This window comes from Pseudoalteromonas sp. S8-8, from assembly GCF_000497875.1.
GTDB lineage: Bacteria > Pseudomonadota > Gammaproteobacteria > Enterobacterales > Alteromonadaceae > Pseudoalteromonas > Pseudoalteromonas arctica.
The window spans coordinates 45,457-66,731 of sequence record NZ_AUTR01000051.1 but is presented as its reverse complement, the minus strand read 5'-3'; the positions used below and the strand labels follow the sequence as shown (position 1 = coordinate 66,731).

The following is a 21,275-nucleotide window of genomic DNA, read 5'->3' as shown; positions in this document are numbered from 1 at the left end:
GCAGTGTATTAGTAATAAAGCACGTAATCTGTTTGTTAAAAACCTGCCCATTCCTAAAAGTTAAATATAGGAATTTCAAAAAGTTAAACCGTTGGAAAGGTGCAAAAGGAGGGTGCAAACTGCAGTTACTTTAAAGCATTAAGCTTAATTAAAAAACATTTAAAAGGTTTGTTTATATGTCAGGTCAACTACGCACAAAACCATTATCAATTGCCGCCGTTGGCATGACCGTCGACGGCCGCGAAATAACAGAGCAAGACGTAGCCGACATAGTAGAAACCTACAACCCACGCAAATACGGCGCACGCATAAATCTTGATCACGAATTTAACTGGTCAGGCTGGGCCGCTAAAAACCTACACAACGTAGACATACCCGGCATGCTTGGCGACGTAGTAAGTGTAGAAGCATACGAAAACGAAGAAGGCGTAGTGTGCCTATACGCCGTGCTCGCACCCAACCAAGGGTTTGTAGCATTAAACAAAGCCGACCAAGCCGTATATTTTAGCATCGAAATTAGCCGCGATTTCATGGGCACTGGCAAAACCTACCTAACCGGCCTAGCAGTTACCGACTACCCAGCAAGCTGCTACACCGACCGCACCCATTTCAGTAGTAAGAGCAAAGCAGACGACACGGAAGTCTCTTTATTAAACGTTGACTTAGGGTCATGTGAGCCTATCGACACACCTAAAAAACCCTTTTTCAAACGACTATTCACTAAGGAAGAACCCGACATGAACGAAACACAATTAGCCAATGCATTAAAAGATGCACTCGGCGCACCGCTTGAAGAGTTTGGCAAAAAGCTAGACGGCCTAACCACAAAGCTTGATTCATTCTCAACCACTAAAGTGGAAGGCGAAGAAGAAACAGCCNCCCCGCCAGCCGAAGAGTCAGCCGAGCTAACAAAACTTAAAGAAGAGCTATCAAGCACAAAAGCAGCGCTTGACGAGCTTAACGACAAGTTTACCAAAGCATTAAAAACACCTGCGGGTGACACAACCAACGCCGACGAAGAGCACGAAGGCGACGAAGGCAAATACAGCAACTGCTTGTAATTGCAGCACCCTAACTTAACTTAGCAAAGCGCAGGAACGAAAATGAAAACCAGAACAAAACAATTATTTGTCGCAGTACTTGCAGGCATGGCCAGCAACTACGGCGTAGCATCAATGAACGAACAGTTCAACGTAGAGCCAACAACCGAACAGCGCCTATACGACGCAACATACGACTCGGTAGAATTTCTACAACTAATCAACACCGCACTAGTAGACGACATCGTAGGCCAATCAGTAATGATGAGCGTAGACGGTGGCGTAACAGGCCGTGCAGGTGTAGAAGGCGACGACAGCAAAGAGCGCCAAACGCGCGATGTAGCAGGCCTAGCAAAACGCGAATACCGTTGTCACCCAGTAGAATGTGATATTCATTTGTCGTGGGCAAAAATGGATCAGTGGTCAAAATTCCCCGACTTCCATCAGCGCTATCGTAATCACGTGCGCCAGGCAATCGCGCTCGACATTATTAAAATTGGCTTTCATGGCACATCAGCCGCAGCGTTTACAAACATTGCAACTAACACAATGCTGCAAGACGTAAATATCGGCTGGCTACAACTCATTCGCCGCGACGCACCAGAGCGCGCAATTAGCGAAGGCGCAACCGTTGACGAAATTCGCATTGGTACCGGTGGCGATTACGAAAACCTAGACCAAGCCGTGTTCGACGCACTGCAAGCAGTGCCAGAGCACAAGCGCGTAAACATGGTTGCCATCATTGGCGACGAACTGCTAGCAAACGACCAAAACAAGTTGTATGCAAAGCAGTCGCACACGCCAAGCGAAAAAACCAAAATCGAACTTGAGCAAATCATTAAAACGTATGGCGGCTTAGCCAGCTATAAAATTCCGTTCTTTCCATCACGCGGCATTTTAGTAACAAGTTTCGACAACCTAAGTCACTACGTGCAAGCAGGCTCAACCCGCACCCACGTAGAAGACAACCCAAAAAAGAAACGTGTAGAAGATTACCTATCACGTAACGACTGTTACTACATCGAAGACCTCGAAAAAATAGCGTACTTCGAATCAGCCAACGTAAAACTGCCAAACAAAGCAGGCACCGGCTGGGAATAGTTTTTTAGCAGCAGCAAGCCGCCTCTTTCTCCCTAGTTTCGGGGCGGCTTTTTTTAACAATTAGCGAGTATTTTTAAATGAGCCTTTTCAAAAAATCATTAGCCAAAGCTAAAGCAGTACCAACAAGCACTGAAAATAAAGCGCCAACGGCAGCGGCTAACGCCNCGCCACTCAAGCCAATGCGCCAGCAACCGTAAACGAGCAAACCGAGTACCAGCTTTATGCAGCAGCTATAGAATCCGACTTGGCTCAATTAAAAACATTTGCCGACATTAGCGACAAAGCAACATACAAATCAGAAGCGCTAGAACGCCAAGGCTACCTAGCGTACATAAACCAATATCGCCTAAGCGAGCAAAGTCACCACAATAAAGTGTTGGCATGGGTGTTTATTTGGTTAGTTGATTTAAAGCGCTGGGATGCAGTAATGGATTTATTGCCGTTAATGATCGAGCAAAAGCAACCACTGCCAACCGTGTTTAATACCAAGCATTGGGCGGCGTTCGTTATCGACCAACTATACGACGACGCAAATTACTACCTTGCCGAATCGCAACAACAAGGCCTGTACGACATTGGCTTTACACTGCGCCGCTTAATTTTTGTGGTTAAAAACCAAGACTGGTCAGGGCTGGAAGTGGTAGGCGGCAAGCTTTACGCCATCGCCGCAAAAGTTAACAAAGCCCAGCTTAACCTAGGCAACGCAATTTACTTTGCAAAAATAGCCCAATCCATTAACGACAAAGCAGGCGTTAAAACCCTGATAAAAGAATTGCAAAAAATGATTAAACCAGCGGAGCCAGAGCAGCAAACCGCTAACTAGCTCCAACGCCAGCGGGCAACTTAGCACAACGTTAGCATTACTTGCTTAACGCGCGTGACTAAGTGGCGCCCGCACCCAATTTAACGTGTGTTTTTAAAGGTGCAATATGAACTTAAGCGGTATGCCACAGGCAGATTTACAAAGCGTCAATGTAATCATTGAAGCCAGCGGCTATTACCCAGCGCTAAGCACCGCCCATTTTATTGAGCACTACGCAATAGCCCAAGAGTACGCCAGCAAAAGCGACGTACTGCTAGAAAAGCTACTTTACGCGCAGGCCGAAATTAACCAAGAGCTAGCAAATACACAGCTTACCAATGGCCAAACGCTAAGCGCCGCGAAAACGATGTTTTATGAGTGGGCGGTTTACAGCAAAGCTAAAGCAAATTTACTGGTATCAAAGCTAGGCAGTACGCACCGCGACAGCGCAACAGCACAAAGCCAAGCGGCAATAGATAACCACGAATACTGGCAACGCCAAAGCATAAACGCCATGCGCCAACTGCAGGGCTTAAGCCCTAACTTAACGGTAGAGCTACTATGAGCCAAAGCAAAATAGCAAAACTTAAGCAGCATTTAGCAACCGCAGAATACCAAGGCCGCAACCTAGCGCTAAGTACCCAGTTCGACAGCTGGATAGAAGGCGGCCGCATAGAGCCAAGTAGCAAAACCATTAACGGCAATGGCATATTGGCAGCAAGGTTTTATTACTCAGGAGTGATCAGCATAAACCCATGCGCAGCACCGGCCGCACTTATTTGTGCCTTTGCATCGTTTTGGCTGCAAAACAACGGCGGGCGATACGACAGCGCCGACATTGAATTTAGCGCCGACGTTAACGACGACAACAGCAACGAAGTAGAGCTAACGATAAACCAGCTATGCGAAGACATAGAACTAATACAAGCGCCCAACGGCCCGTTTGAATTTAACGGCAACCGTTACGACTTTGGCGAGCAAAGCCTGTGGATAGCAGAAGCGTTCATACTTGAAGGCCAAGTAAGCCGTGCTTAACCTCAAGTTTGACGAAGGCCGCAGTAAAGAGCAGTTAGCGTTTTTACAGCTTAAGCCGCAAAAGCGCCGCAACATATTGCGCAGCGCAATACGTGCAGCAAACAAAAGCAGTAAAGAGCGCATTACCAGGCAAAGCGATTTAGCCGGTAAAACATGGCAGGGCCGCGCCAACGGCAAAAAAAAGAAAATGCTAACCAAGCTAAAGCGAAACATGAAAGTGCGCTACGGCGCAAATAGCGCAAGCGTATATTTTAAAGGCGGCAACAGCGGAAAAATAGCCCGCGCACACCAAGAAGGTATAAGCCTAGATGCAGGCAAGCCAAAAAGCAGTGCCGCACAAAATAAAGAAGGCCCAGCCACGCGCAACTTAGCCCGCGCATTAATAGCCGAGGGTTACAAAATACCGCGCGGCAAAGGCAAGGGCAGCAAGCGGCCAAGCATAAAGTGGATAACAGCAAACCTAAGCAAAAACCAAGCAGGGTTTTTACTGCGCGAATTAAAGGGCAGCTCAGGCAAGAGCACATGGAAAATTGATTTACCGGCCCGCTCCTTTTTGGGGCAAACAATGCCAGAGCAAAAAGAGCAAATGAATTTTATTTTAAACAAAGCTATGCAAGTGGCGTAGCGCAAGCAAAAAAGGAACGACCATGGCACAAGGTAAAGTATCCGTTGCCGCCATTCAAACAGGCAGTGGCGCTACAAAACAGGTAGAACGCACCGTATTGTTCATAGGCCAAGCGGCCGAAAACAACGGCAAAATTCTACCCATTAATGCACAAAGCGACTTTGATGCTGAGTTTGGCGTAGCCGACTCACCGTTAAAAACCCAAGTTAAAGCATGGCAGCGCAACGGCGACGACCTAGTAAGTGGTTATGCAATAGCGCACGCAATCGACGCCGACGTAATGGCGCTTATTGACGAAGCAATGGATCAAGACGTAAGTCCAGAAATCATTGTTATTTGTACGCCAGTAACAGGCAAAGCCGAAGTAGAAAGCTATCAAGCTAAAGCGCTTGAAATACTAGCAAGCCTTGCTCGCCGAGTGCGCTTTTTAGTAGCAGCGCCAGGGCTAACCGAGCTGCAAAACTGGTCTGATTTAGTAACCGCATTACAGCCAATCACCGACGGCGTAGTAGCACCGCAAACAGCTGTTGTTCCTTTGTTATTTGGCGACGAGCTAGGCGCAGTAACTGGGCGTTTATGTAAAAGCGCAGTCACTATTGCCGATAGCCCAATGCGCGTACTTACGGGGGCAATGTCACTAATGCCGCATCCGGAAGATGCCGCAGGCAAACCGCTAACCAACTCAACCACAGCCGCGCTAGACGCACTGCGATTTAGTTGCACGCAGTTTTACCCAGACTTTGACGGCACATATTTTGGCGACGTAAACATGTTAGATGCCGAAGGCGGCGACTTTCAGCAAATCGAAACAGGCCGCATTGTCGATAAGGCCGCACGCGACGTGCGCATTATTGCAATTCAAAACATTAAAAACCGCCGCTTAAACAACAGCGCCAGCGGCATTGAATTTGGCAAGCGCATCATGGGCAAGCCGCTACGCGAAATGGCGCGCTCAATTAACATTGGTGCCGACAAGTTCCCGGGCTTAATCGACACGCCAAAAGACGACAGCATTAGCCTAACGTTTATGAACGCAACTACATTGCAAGTCGTCCTAAAAGTTAAGCCAATCGATTCACCCAACACCATCATAGTTGGCATCATGTTAGATAACGCAGAGTAGGAGCGAACATGCAAAAAGTACTAGGCGGTAAAGACTTCGATATTTTCATTGGTAATTCAATGGTGCACGTAATCGAAGCAACCGTAAAAATCACCGACGGCCGCACAGTTAAAAAAGTGCGTGGCGTACCAAAAGGCTTTATCGACGGCGACGTAGAAGGCGAAGTAACTCTAAAGCTAGACCACGAAAACTGGCTAATTGTGCAAGCGCAAGCGGCAAAAGCGGGTAGCTGGAAAGGCATTGAGCCGTTCGACGTAGCATTTAACGCCGAAGTAGCAGCAGGCAAAAAGAACATTGAAACGTTTGGCTGCCTGCCGCAACTAGACGAAATTCTAAACATTAAAGCCGACGGCGGCGAAGAAGACACGACATCAATTAAGTGTCCGATCACCAGTCCCGACTTTGTAAAAATTAACGGCGTGCCGTACCTAACATCTGATGAAGTGAGAGACTTGTAATGACCAAAGCCATTCGCAAACTAACTGCCGCAACATTGCTTAGCACTTTAAAGGCCTGCGGCTACCGCGTGTTCGAGGGCGAATTAAACCTAAACATCATAGGTATTCGTCACAACAACACACGCGCCAATACCTTTAACGATGTTATTTGCGTGCTGTATCAGCAAGGCGGCGAGTGGCAATTAAAGCAATACAAAGCAACCACCGACGCCGGTATTTACTGGCGTCAAAACCCAATGAACATAGATGGCACTGCAGTACTTATTGCAGGGCAGCATAAAAGTTTATGGAAGCTGGGTTATCACCAGGGCAAATACCGCGCCCTAGTGCAGCACAAACCTGTTGTTGTCCTGCGCGACAACGACAAAAACACCGAGTTAGACACGGAAGTCACACCACAAGCCGAGCTACAGCAAGGTTACTTTGGTATTAACTGCCACCGCGCAAACAGCAAAACCACATCAACCCAAGTTGATAAGTGGTCTGCAGCTTGCCAAGTGCTAGCTAACCCAAACGACTTTGACGAGTTCATTAATTTGTGTGACCAGTCAGCAGCCAAGTACGGCCCGTATTTTACATACACATTGCTAAACCAATCCGACATTAAAGCGAGTAAATAATCATGGCGTTCGAGAAAAAAATCACATTAGAAACACCGGTAGGCGAAATTACATTTAACGTAAACGCAGCCGACTACAACAAATACATCAACTCTACGCAGCCAAACAACAAAGTGCAGCCGGCAACTAACTTTGTATTAAACACCGTAGTGCAAGAAGACGCTAAAAAATTAAAAGAGCTAGTGCAACAGCCAGGCGCAGCATTATTTTTAGTGGGCGCAATTGTTGAAGAGTATCAACCGGAGTTTAATTTTACGGTAAAAAAATCGAAGACCGAGCCAAGCAAATAGGCAAGTCTCGGTTAGATCAGCTACAGGCATACCACGCCAAGTATTTTGGCGCGGTTACTGCCACACAAGAGAGCCTAGCGCAAGCGCTATACCTCGAAACGCAGCAGCAAGAAAACTTTGTAGTTGCTGTAAATAACGGCATATGCCAAGCACTAAGCGAGTAATGTAATGGCCACGCTCAGCAAGTTAGACAAGCTTAATTATTCAATCGGTATCATCGACAAGGTGACGGGTCCGGTTAATAAAGTCATGGCTAAAATTAATCAGCTGAGCCAGCAAACAGCCGCCGCGCAAGATCAAATGATGCGCGGCGCAGCCACAGCCGTTGGCGGTGGTTACGCACTGGCTAAATCACTAGCCCCCGCAATTGATCATGTTGCCGCGCTGGGCGAGGTGCAATCATTAGGCGTTGCCGACGACGCATTACAAAAACTAACCAAAACATCATACGAATTTGGCTTTCAATTCGGCGGTAACTCTGCCGAGTTTGTGCGCAGTGCCTACGATATTCAATCAGCCATTGCCGGGCTAACGGGCGATGAGCTATCAGAATTTACTAAAACATCAAACATACTAGCGGTAGCAACCAAAGCCGACGCGGCCACCATTACCAGCTACATGGGCACCATGTATGGCATATTCGAAAAGACAGCCAACAAAATGGGCAAGTCTAATTGGGTAAACCAAATAGCAGGCCAAACCGCAACCGCAGTACAGCTTTACAAAACCACCGGCGCAGAAATGCAAGCGGCGTTTTCAAACCTTGGCGCAACTGCAACAAATATTGGCCTAAGCTCAGCTCAGCAATTTGCCCTAGTGGGCGAGTTGCAGCTGGTTGCTAAGTCGGGTTCGGTAGCGGGCACGCAAGCCGCATCACTATTACAGGGTATTGGCAAAGCGCAGCAGTCGCTAGGCATTCAATTAACCGACGACAACGGCGACATGCTCGCAATAGACGTAGTGCTAGGGCGAATTAATAACCGCCTGTCATCGCTGGGTTCTGTTGCGCGCGGCGACGTGCTAACGCAAATATTTGGCAAGCAAGGCGCAAAGGCGGTCGACGTACTAAGCACCAAGGTAGACAAATTAAAAGACGGTATTGCAGTTTTCGAAGGCGTGCAAGACAACTCCAAAGCGGCCGAAATGGCAAACATCATTGCCAGCCCATGGGATAGAATGGGCGGCTCATTCAATGCCGCAGCCACAGCAATGGGTAACCGCTTATTGCCAGTGGTAGAGCCATTTGTAGAAGTGCTAGCATCAATGTTTGCTGGCATCGTCTCGCTAACAGAAGAGTTCCCGTTCCTATCAAGCGTAATATCAGTCGCTGTGGTGGGCGTAGTCGCACTTATGACCGCCTTTGGCATAGCCACGTTTGCAATGGGGCTGTATAACTTTGCTACAGGCATTGGCATAACGCTAACTAATGCACAGTTAATAGTAACTAAGCTATGGCAAGGCGCATTAATCGCACTGCGTGTTGCAGGGTTCTTGTCACTTATAGCCACCATGGGCGCGGCTGCTATTGCAATGGGTACATTTAAAGCGGTTATGCTTGCAGGCCAAGCGGCAACATGGCTGTTTAACGCAGCACTTTGGGCAAACCCATTAACGTGGATTGTTATAGCAGCTGTTGCATTAATCGCCGCCGTTGCCGCGCTTATCTATTATTTTGACGACATAACAGCCGCATTTAACGAGTGGGCGCAAAGCTCAACGGTGTTTAAATACCTTAAAGTTGCGTTCGACCTGCTAACGTTGCCACTGCAATTGGTGTGGCGGCTAATAAAAACAATAGCCTTAGGTGTGTACGACTTTTTTGCACCTGCATTTTCAGCAATTGGCAGTGTGGTTATGGGCATGGTTAACGCCATAGGATCAGCGTTTTCATATGTGGGTAATTTACTGTCCAGCTTTGGCGGCGCCATCACCGGATTTTTCTCAGGCATGGGGAGTTCTGTATCAGGGTTTTTCACCGGCATTTGGCAAAGCGCAGTCGACATAATCGAATCGCTAATAAACTACCTAACCGAAACGTTCGGCTTTTTGGGCGACTTTTTCGGCGGCATAGCCAGCGGCATCAGTGGAATATTTGACGGCGTAAGTAGCTTTATTTCAGCCATCGCCGACAACGGCGTATTAAACTCGGTTATCTCGTTTTTCTCAGACGACGAGCCAGAAAAAGTATCAAACAAAGTAGATCAGGTAACCCAAGCAGTTCAGCCGCAAACAATGGTTATGCAAAGTGCCGACCAAGCGTACAGCCGCGACTACGGCCAAAGCGTTATCAGCAAAGCAAACGCGCCTGCACCGCAAGCAAGTCCGCAGTATGTAGCACCAAACAACACTGTAAATTATGCAGCACCTAAAGCAGCAGCAATTACTGAAGCTGAAGGAGTGCGCACGCAGGCATTGGCAGAGCAAGCAGCAGCAAACGACCCTGTTTATTTAGGCCAACCAAAAGCAATGACTGAGCGTGAAGCAGCGCAAGACGCATTTAAATTTACTAGCCAGCAGCTACCGGCAGTGCCAACCGACAGCACCGCCCCGTTAAATTTACAGGCGCAAGCACGTAGCCAGGCGTTAATAAACAATGCATTCCCAAGCGAGCAAAACAACGCAGTAACTAACAGTGTAATTAATGGCAATGCCACAAGCACCACAGCAAGTGGCAGCGCAGTTAGCGCCCCGCAAAACAATGCGGCAACGCTAACTAACAGCACCGCCAGCAATGCAATTAATGAAGCCGTAAGCAGCGCAATTAACGGCCCCACTACAAGCATTGCAGTAACCAACGCCGTAACTAACGCCGCGCAAAACAATGTGGCAGCGGTAACTAACAGCGCGGCTAGCACTGCAATTAATGAAACAGCCAATAGCACACAGGCATTAACAGCACTAAATAACAGTGCGGTTAGCACAACGCAAAGCACCGCAGCAACTAGCAGCGCAGTTAACGCCGTTCAAAATAACGTAGCGCCAGCCGCCATAACTGCTCAACCAAAAGCATTGACTGAGCGTGAAGCAGCGCAAGACGCATTTAAATTTACTAGCCAGCAGTTACCTGCAGTGCCAACCGACAGCACCGCCCCGTTAAATTTACAGGCGCAAGCACGTAGCCAGGCGTTAATAAACAATGCATTCCCAAGCGAGCAAAACAAAGCAGTTACGGTTGCAACTAACAATATTACTAACTCGGCAAACTCGCCTGTTTATAGTTCAAAGCAAGCGCAACTGGTAAGCGTTAACCAAGGCGCAGCACCAGAGCCAGCATTGCCAAGCGTAAAAACAGATCAGGTAATTACTAACACAGCCAGCAACAGCGCCGAAAAAGCACAGCAAATTAGCGCAGAACAACAGGCCACTGCATATAAGCCTAAGCTGCAAAAGTCGGCTTACCTGCAAAGCCTAACTAACAACAGCAGCAACACAAACAACAACAGCAATAGCAGTGACAGCAGCAAGCATATAAGCATTGAAAACGTAAACTTTAAATCAGACGACTTAGCGCAAAGCTTTGAACAAATGATGGAGCTAGCAGGTTAATGGAATTTGATATAGCGCTACACATAGACCTAGAAATACAAGACGGCGACTTTATGCTTAACGACTCGCTAAGCCCGAGCACGTTTAAAAAAGCAGACGTAATAAGCCAGGATATAAAGCACCGCATTTTAGAAAGCGGCTTACTAACCAAGCTTGTTGGCCTACGCAACAAAAACGCCATAGAGCCAATATTAACCGAGCTCGAATTACTAACCGAGCAAGACAATCGCGTAAAGCCAGGCACAATAAAAGTGCACCGCAACGACGACGGCACGCTAAGCATTAATGCGCAAACGCGCCAGTACGGGAGCAGCAATGAACTTTAAAACAATGATGCAAAACGCAGGCTTGCCAATGGACGAGCAAACAGCACAAGCACAATGGCAAGCTCAGCTAAAAGAGCAAAACATACAGGTTGCTAACAACTCACCGTTTAGCCCGTTCTGGCGAACAGTTGAGGCGTTAATAACCAAGCCGCTAGTGCAGCTATTAAACTGGGTTGCGCAGCAGCTAATGCCAAACTTATTTATAATGACCGCCAACCGCGACGCGCTAATAGAAAAGCACGGCCCCGCGCGCAACGTATTCATTCAGGCGGGCGTAGCAGCTCAAGGCATACTCACGTTCACGCGCCAAAACACCGCCGGAGAAAGCTCAATTACCGCCGGTGCACAAATAGCAACCGACACGCTAGGCCAGCAAGTGTATAAATTAACCACAATGCAAGACGTGCACTTTGCACCAGGGCAAAGCACAGCGTACGCACTGGCGCAGGCGCAAGAAGAGGGCGCAGCATACAACTTGCCAGCCAATGCATACCGTTACTTTGTTGAGCAGCAAGAGGGCATAACAGTAACTAACAGCGAAGACTGGCTAATAAAGCCCGGAGCCGACACAGAAAGCACAGAGCATTACCGCCTACGCATACGTAACGTGTTCGGAACAGCCGCGCGCTGGCATATTAACGCTGTGTATAAACAAATAATTTCCAGCTTTGGCGTGCCAATAGATAACATCTACATTCAGACCGGAGCGCCGAGAGGTCCAGGTACAGCAAATGCCTACATATACCTAGACATAGGCGCAGTGCCAACCGCATTGCTGGGTGCAATCAATCAGCACATAAGAAACGCAGGGCATCACGGCTTAGGCGACGACTTCATAGTGTATGCAATGGCAACCACTGGGTTTAATGTAACAGCAACATACAAACTGCACTCGCAAAGCGAAGACATACAAAGCGAGCTAACAGCATTTATACAAGCAGCATTCAGGCAAAATGCAGCGTACGCACCCACCCGCGTAGCGCACCAATGCGTGTTTAGCGTTAGCCAATTGGTGGCAGAGTGCCACGCGCAATTTAGTGAACTGCAATCAATCAAGTTCGACATTGACGACATAACAGCCGCCAACTGGCTGCCAGTGCTTTCATCACTAACAGTAACCAAGGGCTAAAATGGCTAATCAAATAGCAACATGGCTAAACAAAGGCTACGCCGAAAAGCTTGTGAAGGCAGCAACAGGATATTGGAGCCAGTCACGTAATTACGTTGTGTGGGCAGTTCAGCAAAAAGACGAGCTACAAAACGAAGAGCCAATACTCGGGCTGCTAGCATGGGAGCGATTAACGCAGCGGTTAAATAGTGAGCCGTTGGATCTCTACCGTAAGCGCGTGCAGCACGCGCTAGTCAATACAATTGACGCCGGAGAAATAGCAACCATAAAAGATATTTTTAACCGGCTGGATCTCCAGGTCATAAATGTGCGAGAGCGAATAGAGGGCCGCGACTGGGATATTATTGCAATCGACATGACCGACTCAACACTAGCAAGCGCATACGAACTATTGCCAGAGCTAATACAGCTGTACGGCCGAACATGCCGACGATACGAACTAACAGTACATAACTTAGCGGCAGTATCGCTAAGCCTTGGCTTAACGCATGTGCAATGGGATAGCAATTACGTTAACTCAGCAACAAAAATAAACGCAATAACCGGCATTGATCACGCACTAGTTCATAGCTTTTTAGGGCTAGACGCACTAACAAGTAACACACAGCACCAAGCAATAAACATTGGCGTGCAGCACAGCATTACCGCGCACCAGCATTATGGGTTTTTAAGCAAAGACGGCGGCATAAGCACCGCCAAGGAGCAACTATGAATCAGGCAATAACCGGCATAATGACCAATGCTGGCAAGGCATACATAACAACAGCAACGCTGCAAAATAAAGGGCTTGAAGTGACAGAGCTAGTATTTGCAAATATACCCGGGCTAAACGAGCAAGCAACCCGCAACCCAAACGAGAAAATGCCGGGCGGCGCACAAATAGTTTACCGCCGCAACATAGATACGTCAGGGTATGTTGATGCAAACACAGTCGCGTGGGCAGTAGTGCTAGAGCAAGACATCGGCGACTTTGACTATAACTGGATTGGCCTAGTTACACGCAACGGCACACTGCTAGCAGTAGATTACTTACCGCTACAGCGCAAGCGCCAAGGCGTAAATAACGTGCATAACCGCTCGTTCGTTTTAAAGTTTGCGGCAGCCGCAGCCCTAGCGCGAATTGCTATTCCCGCGCAATCATGGATGTTCGACTATAGCCCGCAAATAGACGCGCTAACACTATTAGCAACCAGCAATGCAACGGCACAAATAAACAACATGCGCCGCACTGTGCGCAATTACTTTTTAAATAAAAACTTCAGCAATTTCAGCAAGGAACTATCATGAGCGTAGAGCAAATAAACCAGCTAGTAACCGCAGCCGACCAGCTAACATCAGCAATCGAAGGCAAAGCAGCAGAAATCGACAGCAAAACAACGCAGCTAGACCAGTTCGTAAAAGGCAAAGCAAGCGAAATGGCAGTCGTTGCATCAGAAGGTTACCGCAACGCAATCGAGCATGCATCAGGCGGTCGCAATAAAGTGATCATCGACGAGCAAGGCAACCCAAATGTAATGGTGGCAATTGCCCCGTTTACATACGAAGAGTTGACGGCAAAAATACAAGAGAAATACAGCGTAGATTTAAACCTAGGCACCGGTATTCCAACCATGTTTATGCGTAACGGTGTTCAGCTGGGCGAGGTGTACATTGGCAAATACCTAGCATCAGCCGGAGCAAATGGCGGCTGCAGTGTTATCGGTGGCGTACAGCCGCGCACATCAGTTAACTACGATACAGCAAAAGCGCTATGCAATAACAAAGGCGAAGGCTGGCACATGATGAGCATTCACGAGTGGGCAGCAATTGCGCTGTGGTCTTATGCAAATGGCACGGTGCCACGTGGCAATACAAACTACGGCCGCAGCCACGAAAACAAATTAGAAACAGCACGCCGTAGCGACAACGGTTTGCCAGGCGATGCATCAGGAACAGCAAGAACCGACACAGGCAAAGGTCCTGCAACATGGTCGCACGACCACACCGCATGGGGCATTCAAGACCTAGTAGGTAACGTGTGGGAATGGCTAGACCAAATGATGCTAGACGAAGGGCAGATCATTACTACGCTCGACAACAACCCAGCGGTGATTGAAGAAAACTGGAGCAAGCACACAGCGTTTTTAGATTCGCCAACGGCAAGCACAGAAGGCACCGGCAGCGCTGGATCTCCAAAGCTTAGTAACAGCGTTACAAATCGTAATGGCCCAGCGGGCAATGACGCAAACGACAACCCTTATTTAACAAATAGTCATTTTGCAGCAATCGAAAAAGCACTCGATTACAACAAAATAGAGCTACTACGCCGCTTGTTAATCGAGTCAGAATCAACCACTACGGTTGGTGGTTACATCTACTGTCGAAATTATGGCACTCGATTCCCGCTACGTGGCGGCTACTGGAGCTTTGGCTCGGGCGCTGGGCTGGGCGCGCTCTATCTGAGCTTTGCGCGTTCGTATGCGAGCGGTAGCGTCGGTTTTCGTCCCGCTTTCTTTGCGTAATTGGTTATTGAAATTTGAACCCCGCGCGATAGCGCGGGCATAACAAGGAGGAAATTTGACCGCGCTAACAATCGAAGAAAAATGCAGAGACATGTTGATGTACGGGTATCAAGCAATAAAGCAATTCCCAAAGCACGAAACGCATGTGCTAGCCGCAGAAATACGCAAGTCTATGCTGCAGCTTCAACGTTTAATCGTTACTGCATTTAAGCGTTATCATAAAAAAACAACGCTAACAGAGTTAGACATTGAGCTAGCAATACTAAAGCGCCAAGTTCGCTTGGCAAAAGACTTGCGCTATATAGACGTAAAAAAATATCAATTATGGATAGAGCGATTAGTAGAAATTGGCAAAATGTTGGGCGGTTGGATTAAATCCATAAGAAACAAACAGGCAGTTGCATTATGAATGCACGGAATCGATTCCCGCTACGTGGCGGCAACTGGAACAATGGCTCGAACGCTGGGCTGGGCGCGCTCAATCTGAACAATGCGCGTTCGAATGCGAACAGTAACATCGGTTTTCGTCCCGCTCTTGATTATGCCAGAAGCAGTACCCTTAAGGGGGGCTGTCAGTGCAACTTTGAAAAGGATGCAGCTGCCCCAGCTATAGCTGAAAAAGCAATAAAGCCTGTCGACGCGTCAACAGGCTGCACGTACGAACAAATATTCCAGTTCGAAAACATATTAAACGCGGCATACCAATGCCGAAAAGGAAAAACAACATCAGCATCGGCCCTTGCATTCTTTAATAATCTAGAAGAAAACATAGTGCAAATACAAAACGAGCTAATGTGGGAAATGTACAGCGTATTACCGTACAGGCATTTTTATGTATTCGAGCCAAAGCGCCGGCTAATTTCAGCGCCGCACTTTAAAGACCGTGTAATACATCGGGCAATTTACAATGTAATTGAGCCGCTATTCGACAAACGATACATACACGACTCTTACGCGTGCAGAACAGGCAAGGGCGCACACGCCGGAGCCGACAGAGCGCAGCTATTTATTAAGCAGGTGGAAAGCGAAAGCGGCAAAGCATATGCGCTAAAAGCAGATATAAGTAAGTATTTTTCAAGCATTGATCACCAGGCATTAAAAAATATTTTAGATGCCAAGTTAAAGTGCCAAAAAACAAAAACCCTGCTTTTTTACATTATCGACAACAGCCCAAGCGACGCAGTGGGCGTAGGTATACCGCTCGGAAATTTAACGAGCCAAATATTTGCAAACATCTACCTTCACGAGCTAGATCACTTTGCAAAGCACACGCTAAAAGCAAAGCGTTATATTCGCTATATGGACGACTTTGTAATAATACACAAGAGCAAGGCGCAACTTAACGAGTGGAGAAATTTAATCGAAGAGTTTTTATATAAAAACCTACGACTAAAAACAAACAGCAAAACGCAGGTGTTCCCAATAGCAAAAACGAACGGCCGATCACTCGATTTTTTAGGGTATAGAATATATGCAAGCCATAGGCTGCTAAGAAAAAGCAGCGTAAAAAAAATAAGCACAAAGCTAAAAAGATTTAGAAAAGAATTTTCACAAGGTAAAGTGTCACTAGTAGAAATAAACCAATGCGTGCAGTCGTGGTTGGGTCATGCAAGCCATGCCGACACGCACAGCATAAAACTAAAGTTATTTAACACTCCATTTAAAAGGTAGAACTATGTTTACATACATTTACAAGGGCACAAGCCACAGCAACACAAGCAGCGAATACATGCAATCGCTAAGCATGGACCAAGAGCAAATTGAATCTGTATTAAATCAGCAGCAGTTTGAGCTAAGCCAAAACCTAGAAAAGCGCCAGTCGGCATACACAAAAGAGTCAGACCCGCTATACATGGAAGCGCAGTTTGACGGCACGCCAGAATCGCTACAGGAATGGCGCGACAAAGTAGCCGAAATAAAATCACGCTACCCACTGCCAGAAAGCACAGCAGAAAATGCATAACATAGCGCTATGCTACCACCAAGCCGCCGCCCCTTGCTCAATGCAAGAGGGCGCGCAGCTGCTTGCAGCGGCAATAAGCGACGACTCACGAGCAGATAAGCCAGCACAATATAGCGCGCTGCTCTTATCCGTTAGCGCAAATGACCCCGGCGCACTGGCAAGTTCGCTAAGCACGATAAATGAATACTGCCCAATCCCCGAGTTCATCGCCTGCGCGCAATACGGGCAAAGCCAAAGCACGCTAGAGCAAAGCAAGCTGACAACGTACGAAGGCCAAAGCGTAGAGTGGCAAATAAACGCCCTGCAAAACTGGCTGCCTTTGCGTAAAAAACAAATAGCAGCAGAGTTAGCCACAGTAAACGGCAGCGGCAAGCAATTAATAACCACCATTGACGATGCACTAACCCAAGCCGCAGAGCTAAAAACCGCCCGCGACCAGCGCTTAAGTCAAGCGCAGTTCACAGCAAAAAGCAGTGGGGTAGATGTGCAATTAATCAATGCCGGCAGCGCCAAGCAGCTAAGCGGTTCAATTGCCAGCAAAGGCAGCGAACAAATGTATTGGGCAATGTGCGTATTTGTAGGCCAAGCAAGCGAGCTAAATAAAATTAAAGAGGCATTATGAGCATAGCACTCGACGGCTGGAACGTGCCGGGGTTCGAAACCCGCGTAAACGCAGGTGTAAAATTAGCAGGTGGCGACATGTCAGGCCTTGGCAGTTTTTCACTAAGCAGCGACCAAGGCGTAAAGTCGGGTACGCTAACCGTAAATACTAAAATCCCATTTAACGAAAGCGCCAGCCTAGCTTTATTAATAAGCAAAGCCAAAGCGCTGGACGAAAACGGCGCACGCATTATTTACACCGTAAATAACGAGCTAGCCGCAGCATATAAAATACGTAAAGCCAAATTCGACGGCGACATAAGCGCCAGCGAAATAGAAAACAAAAAAGGCTGGCAAGTAGCATTTAAACTGGTAGAGGTGCAATCTGTATCAGAGCGCGAGCAGCAGCAGCTAGACGAACAAGCAACCGAAAACGCAGAGCCGCAAGCATCAACCAGTAACGACGACGTACAAAATAAATTTAACGAGGTCGAAGGGCCATGAGCACCCGCCTATCTAACACGCTAACAATTGGCGGCAGTACAGTGACTAACATAGTTAGCAAAACCGTGCAGCTAGACATTGCAAGCACCGGCCGCGCTAAATTTGAAGTGGTAGCAGAGCAGGAGCCAAGCGGATTGGTCGAGCTGCACTTAGGTTATACGCTTGACAATATGACCCCGTATTTCCTTGGTGTAATAGAGTCAAAGCACCAAGCCAATGGCCGATGGTATTTAACCTGCCGCGAGCTGCTCGGCGCGCTAAGCTTTCCCGCCCCGCTTGCTATTCGTCACGCAACAATAAAAGCCGTGCTCAATGAATTGGCAAAGCTCGGCGTTGAGTTTTCGACACCTGAGAACGCAGAGTATTTAAATAAAATAGCACCCGCGTTTTATCACAGCGGCACAGGTATTGAAGCGCTTAGGCAAGTAGCTAAAGTGTGGGGCATTAGCGATTTTATATTTCAGCAGCGCCCCGATGGTAAAATATTTATTGGCAGCTGGCACGACTCGCGCTGGCCGCTCGCAGCAATAAACGATTTTCCAGAGCACACAGTAACGGCCAAAAGCTCAACAACCGGCGAGCTAATAGCTATACCAAAGCTAAGGCCAGGCATACAAATAAACGGCCGCCATATAACCGAAGTAACACTAATCAACGACAGGATGCACATACGATGGTCAAACAAGCCATTAAACGCCTAATACAGCGCTACTTTCCAGAGCTAAGCGAGCGCAAACACCTGCCGCAATTAGCGCGTATTGAACGTATTTACGACATACCAAATGGCGGCGCAGCCATTAGCACCGCATTTAGGCCGTTAAAAGCCGCCGACGTACAGCTATTAAACCCGCTAACGGGCGAGCCATTGGCCGTGCCCGTATTTCAGCAAGTAACACTCGGCACAGGCCAAGCATCCGATCACGGATTATTAAACGAGCCAACGCCAGGCATGCATTGTTTAATACAATATATCGACGGACTAAACAGCCACCCCGTGATCACCAGCTTATTGCCATGGCAAAGCCTAGTGCCCGAACACAAACGCACCGACGTAACGCTCCAGCAAAATAGCCGCAGCAAAATACAAGGCCGCGACGGCAATTGGCACACCACAACCGACGGCGAAATAACCCAAACCAGCGACACAAATAAAACAACAGCACGCAAAAGCGAGCAAGACTACCACCAACGCAGCACCAACATAGCCACGCACGACACACTAAAAGTAGACGGCAACCAAATAACCGAAGTGATGGGCGCCCTAAAAACAGTAGTCGGAGAAAAAGCCTTAATTGTCGCGTTAGAGGGGCTATTACTTGGCAGTAAAAAACAAGTAGACATTGAGGCCGCCGAAAACATGAACCTAACCACGCTAAAAACCCTACACGCCAAAGCAACCGAACTGGCAAAAGTAGAAGGCGCAACGGTGTGGCTAGGAAATAATTCGGTAAACGTAGCGCAAGTACTGCTAGATTTAATAAGCCTGGTTAAAGACATAAACCAAAGCCTAGAAACTCACGGACACACCGGAGCAGGGGCAGGCGCACCAATAACCAAAGGCGAATTTGCCGCCCACAAATCAACAGCCAGCAGCCTAAAAGGCACGCTAGAGCCAATAGTAGAGTAGTTAACGCTTGCCTATTCGTTAATCGTGCTTAACAATAACCACATTAAAGCAGTAAAAAACTAAAAAATATAACGGCCACAAAACCAAAGTGCGACCCAAAGTGTGACCAGTTGAAATGGTGGGCTGTTTGTTTTTTACTACTGCATTGTTTATAAAGGGTTATTTATTTTATGTGCGAGTTGCTTGGCATGTCAGCCAATGTGCCTACCGATATTTGTTTTAGTTTTTCAGGCCTTTTAGAGCGTGGCGGAAACACGGGACCACATAAAGATGGTTGGGGTATTACATTTTACGAAGGTAAAGGCTGTAGAACCTTTAAAGATCCTGAGCCGAGTTATCAATCTGAAATTGCAAAGCTCGTCAAAGCATACCCAATTAAAAGTGTCTCGGTTATTAGCCATATTCGCCAAGGTAACCGCGGGAGAGTATGCCTTGAAAATACTCATCCTTTTACGCGAGAGTTATGGGGGCGCGAGCTTACTTACGCTCATAACGGGCAGCTATCTAATTATCATGATTTAAAACCGCAGTACTATCGCCCAGTAGGTAACACCGATAGCGAACTCGCTTTTTGTTGGTTACTTGATAAAATTCGTGAAAAATACCCAAAGCGTCCAAGTAATATGGCGTCGGTTTTTAGATACGCCGCTAAGCTTTCGCATACCCTTCGTGAAAAAGGGGTGTTTAATATGCTATTGACCGACGGGGTGTTTGTTTTAGCGTATTGCACTAATAACTTACATTACATAACGCGCCGTGCGCCATTTGGTAAAGCAACGTTGATTGATGCCGACATGGTGGTTGATTTTCAACAAGAGACCACACCAAACGATGTAGTGACGGTTATAGCTACAAGGCCTTTGACGAATGATGAGCGTTGGCAAAAAATGGAGCCGGGGGAATTTGCATTGTTTAAAATGGGTGAGCTAATTTAGCCCACCTATTTTAAATATTAGGACCTGTTTATCTTTCGAGGTTAAATTTGCAGCAGACTGTTTGGTATTTAGGCAAGGCAGAGCCTATGTAGTGTGGTTATTCCCCATAAATAGGCGATAACGTAGCATAAATGCCAAACATGCGCTGTCCGAAGGGTTCTGCCTAGGGGCTATTTACTCTTTGTTGCTCGGTTTTTACTTAGCCCACTAGGTTACAAACCTCGCGCCGCGATTAAATAGCCCCTAGGTTGAACAAATTTTAATCCTGAAAGGTCAACAGGTCCTAGCTTAACTTTGGTTTAATTAAATTTAGTTAGCTTCTTGAGGTTGTTGTGCTGTTGCAGGCGCAACAGCTGTAGGTGATGTAACAGTAAATGAATTCATTTGAACTTCAAACTGCTCCATACCTTTTTCGCCTTTCCACATACGTACCAGCATGTAATCCATTTCTGGCGCAAACCATGCAATTGCTTGGCGTTTATCGTTATCGTATAAACGTTTTACTTTAATGGCTTCTACATTACCGATAGGTAGGGAGATCATCTCTTTTTCAACAACTTCAAAGTTGTAGTCGCGGCGGTTACCTTTTTTGTCTATAAGCGGGAATGAAAAGCTCGTTTCGCCTTTTTTCAATCCTTCGCGCACTTGCACTTGGTATGAAATAGCATCCTGAAATTCATCAGTCCATTCGCATTTAAGTGGGTATTCGCTAGCGCTGCTAGTCACTACTTTGTTTGTTGTATCAAAATCAATTTTATAATCTTTATCTGGGCCTGTACCGGTGCGGATCATATTGTAATGATGCGGGGTAACCTTGCCATCTTTAAAGGTAAACTTTGATGTTTCTTCACGAGAATCAGAGAAAATCATCCACTCAATATTACTGTGGTATGTTAGTTCATAAGTATCGTCGCCCATTTTTTTGAGCTCACGAACAGCCTCACCATGATTTTTACCTTTGCGTAAAATATCGTAATTAGCTTGATACTGGGTCAATTCGCCTGCAATTAGGCTAGTTGGAAGTAAAGCGCCCGCACATAACAACAGGGC

Annotated in this window: 25 protein-coding genes and 1 pseudogene; 25 read left to right on the top strand and 1 reads right to left on the bottom strand. The window is 47.2% G+C overall.

Annotation, left to right across the window (positions count from 1 at the left end):
• Nucleotides 1–176: 176 nt before the first annotated feature.
• From L659_RS0117175 to L659_RS0117060, 25 genes and pseudogenes are all read left to right on the top strand, one after another.
• Complete coding sequence (locus L659_RS0117175) at nucleotides 177–1,061, top strand: GPO family capsid scaffolding protein (RefSeq protein ID WP_024591335.1); 885 nt, start codon at nucleotides 177–179, stop codon at nucleotides 1,059–1,061.
• Between the two features lie 42 nt (nucleotides 1,062–1,103).
• Nucleotides 1,104–2,141 (top strand): phage major capsid protein, P2 family, encoded by a 1,038-nt coding sequence (locus tag L659_RS0117170; protein ID WP_024591334.1) that lies wholly within the window; start codon nucleotides 1,104–1,106, stop codon nucleotides 2,139–2,141.
• Nucleotides 2,142–2,218: 77 nt separating this feature from the next.
• Nucleotides 2,219–2,964 (top strand): annotated as a pseudogene (gene gpM / locus L659_RS01000000123065) (phage terminase small subunit).
• A 106-nt stretch (nucleotides 2,965–3,070) separates the two neighbouring features.
• Nucleotides 3,071–3,508, top strand: coding sequence for a head completion/stabilization protein (locus L659_RS0117160; protein WP_024591333.1), 438 nt, complete (start codon nucleotides 3,071–3,073; stop codon nucleotides 3,506–3,508).
• On the top strand, nucleotides 3,505–3,978 hold the full coding sequence (locus tag L659_RS0117155) for a phage tail protein (RefSeq protein WP_024591332.1): 474 nt from the start codon (nucleotides 3,505–3,507) through the stop codon (nucleotides 3,976–3,978). The genes L659_RS0117160 and L659_RS0117155 overlap by 4 nt, the downstream gene beginning before the upstream one ends.
• Entirely contained in the window at nucleotides 3,971–4,603 is a 633-nt protein-coding gene (locus tag L659_RS0117150) for a phage virion morphogenesis protein (protein ID WP_024591331.1), read from the top strand. The genes L659_RS0117155 and L659_RS0117150 overlap by 8 nt, the downstream gene beginning before the upstream one ends.
• A 22-nt stretch (nucleotides 4,604–4,625) precedes the next feature.
• A complete protein-coding gene (locus L659_RS0117145; protein WP_024591330.1) occupies nucleotides 4,626–5,726 on the top strand; it encodes a DUF2586 domain-containing protein in 1,101 nt (366 codons plus the stop codon).
• 8 nt (nucleotides 5,727–5,734) lie between these two features.
• Nucleotides 5,735–6,184 (top strand): phage protein, encoded by a 450-nt coding sequence (locus tag L659_RS0117140; protein ID WP_024591329.1) that lies wholly within the window; start codon nucleotides 5,735–5,737, stop codon nucleotides 6,182–6,184.
• The gene (locus tag L659_RS0117135) at nucleotides 6,184–6,804 is read left to right on the top strand and encodes a hypothetical protein (protein WP_024591328.1); all 621 of its coding nucleotides are present in this window, start codon (nucleotides 6,184–6,186) and stop codon (nucleotides 6,802–6,804) included. The genes L659_RS0117140 and L659_RS0117135 overlap by 1 nt, the downstream gene beginning before the upstream one ends.
• 2 nt (nucleotides 6,805–6,806) lie before the next feature.
• The gene (locus L659_RS0117130) at nucleotides 6,807–7,094 is read left to right on the top strand and encodes a putative phage tail assembly chaperone (protein ID WP_010553474.1); all 288 of its coding nucleotides are present in this window, start codon (nucleotides 6,807–6,809) and stop codon (nucleotides 7,092–7,094) included.
• A complete protein-coding gene (locus L659_RS1000000124135) occupies nucleotides 7,070–7,258 on the top strand; it encodes a DUF6890 family protein (RefSeq protein ID WP_425607974.1) in 189 nt (62 codons plus the stop codon). The genes L659_RS0117130 and L659_RS1000000124135 overlap by 25 nt, the downstream gene beginning before the upstream one ends.
• Before the next feature lie 4 nt (nucleotides 7,259–7,262).
• On the top strand, nucleotides 7,263–10,640 hold the full coding sequence (locus L659_RS0117125) for a phage tail tape measure protein (protein WP_024591327.1): 3,378 nt from the start codon (nucleotides 7,263–7,265) through the stop codon (nucleotides 10,638–10,640).
• On the top strand, nucleotides 10,640–10,966 hold the full coding sequence (locus L659_RS0117120) for a DUF2590 family protein (protein ID WP_010553476.1): 327 nt from the start codon (nucleotides 10,640–10,642) through the stop codon (nucleotides 10,964–10,966). The genes L659_RS0117125 and L659_RS0117120 overlap by 1 nt, the downstream gene beginning before the upstream one ends.
• Entirely contained in the window at nucleotides 10,956–12,095 is a 1,140-nt protein-coding gene (locus L659_RS0117115) for a baseplate J/gp47 family protein (protein ID WP_024591326.1), read from the top strand. Before L659_RS0117120 ends, L659_RS0117115 begins: the two co-directional genes overlap by 11 nt.
• A 1-nt stretch (nucleotide 12,096) precedes the next feature.
• Nucleotides 12,097–12,807, top strand: a complete 711-nt coding sequence (locus L659_RS0117110; RefSeq protein ID WP_024591325.1) for a hypothetical protein — start codon at nucleotides 12,097–12,099, stop codon at nucleotides 12,805–12,807.
• Nucleotides 12,804–13,382, top strand: a complete 579-nt coding sequence (locus L659_RS0117105) for a phage tail-collar fiber domain-containing protein (RefSeq protein ID WP_024591324.1) — start codon at nucleotides 12,804–12,806, stop codon at nucleotides 13,380–13,382. The genes L659_RS0117110 and L659_RS0117105 overlap by 4 nt, the downstream gene beginning before the upstream one ends.
• On the top strand, nucleotides 13,379–14,596 hold the full coding sequence (locus L659_RS0117100) for an SUMF1/EgtB/PvdO family nonheme iron enzyme (RefSeq protein ID WP_024591323.1): 1,218 nt from the start codon (nucleotides 13,379–13,381) through the stop codon (nucleotides 14,594–14,596). The genes L659_RS0117105 and L659_RS0117100 overlap by 4 nt, the downstream gene beginning before the upstream one ends.
• Nucleotides 14,597–14,651: 55 nt before the next feature.
• Nucleotides 14,652–15,005: a diversity-generating retroelement protein Avd gene (avd, locus tag L659_RS0117095; protein ID WP_002960011.1), complete on the top strand. Its 354-nt coding sequence runs from the start codon at nucleotides 14,652–14,654 to the stop codon at nucleotides 15,003–15,005.
• A complete protein-coding gene (locus L659_RS0117090) occupies nucleotides 15,002–16,267 on the top strand; it encodes a reverse transcriptase/maturase family protein (protein ID WP_024591322.1) in 1,266 nt (421 codons plus the stop codon). The genes avd and L659_RS0117090 overlap by 4 nt, the downstream gene beginning before the upstream one ends.
• Nucleotides 16,268–16,271: 4 nt before the next feature.
• The gene (locus tag L659_RS0117085; protein ID WP_024591321.1) at nucleotides 16,272–16,559 is read left to right on the top strand and encodes a hypothetical protein; all 288 of its coding nucleotides are present in this window, start codon (nucleotides 16,272–16,274) and stop codon (nucleotides 16,557–16,559) included.
• Nucleotides 16,552–17,181 carry a hypothetical protein gene (locus L659_RS0117080; RefSeq protein WP_024591320.1) on the top strand — a complete coding sequence of 210 codons (630 nt, stop codon included), beginning with the start codon at nucleotides 16,552–16,554 and terminating at the stop codon, nucleotides 17,179–17,181. Before L659_RS0117085 ends, L659_RS0117080 begins: the two co-directional genes overlap by 8 nt.
• Nucleotides 17,178–17,663, top strand: coding sequence for a baseplate complex protein (locus L659_RS0117075; RefSeq protein WP_024591319.1), 486 nt, complete (start codon nucleotides 17,178–17,180; stop codon nucleotides 17,661–17,663). The genes L659_RS0117080 and L659_RS0117075 overlap by 4 nt, the downstream gene beginning before the upstream one ends.
• A complete protein-coding gene (locus tag L659_RS0117070; protein WP_024591318.1) occupies nucleotides 17,660–18,364 on the top strand; it encodes a hypothetical protein in 705 nt (234 codons plus the stop codon). Before L659_RS0117075 ends, L659_RS0117070 begins: the two co-directional genes overlap by 4 nt.
• A complete protein-coding gene (locus L659_RS0117065; RefSeq protein ID WP_024591317.1) occupies nucleotides 18,337–19,290 on the top strand; it encodes a hypothetical protein in 954 nt (317 codons plus the stop codon). Before L659_RS0117070 ends, L659_RS0117065 begins: the two co-directional genes overlap by 28 nt.
• Before the next feature lie 170 nt (nucleotides 19,291–19,460).
• Nucleotides 19,461–20,225, top strand: coding sequence for a class II glutamine amidotransferase (locus L659_RS0117060; protein WP_024591316.1), 765 nt, complete (start codon nucleotides 19,461–19,463; stop codon nucleotides 20,223–20,225).
• Nucleotides 20,226–20,534: 309 nt separating this feature from the next.
• Here the strand turns inward: L659_RS0117060 and L659_RS0117055 are convergent, their stop codons facing one another.
• Nucleotides 20,535–21,269, bottom strand: coding sequence for a DUF3108 domain-containing protein (locus L659_RS0117055; RefSeq protein WP_024591315.1), 735 nt, complete (start codon nucleotides 21,267–21,269; stop codon nucleotides 20,535–20,537).
• Between the last annotated feature and the right edge of the window lie 6 nt (nucleotides 21,270–21,275).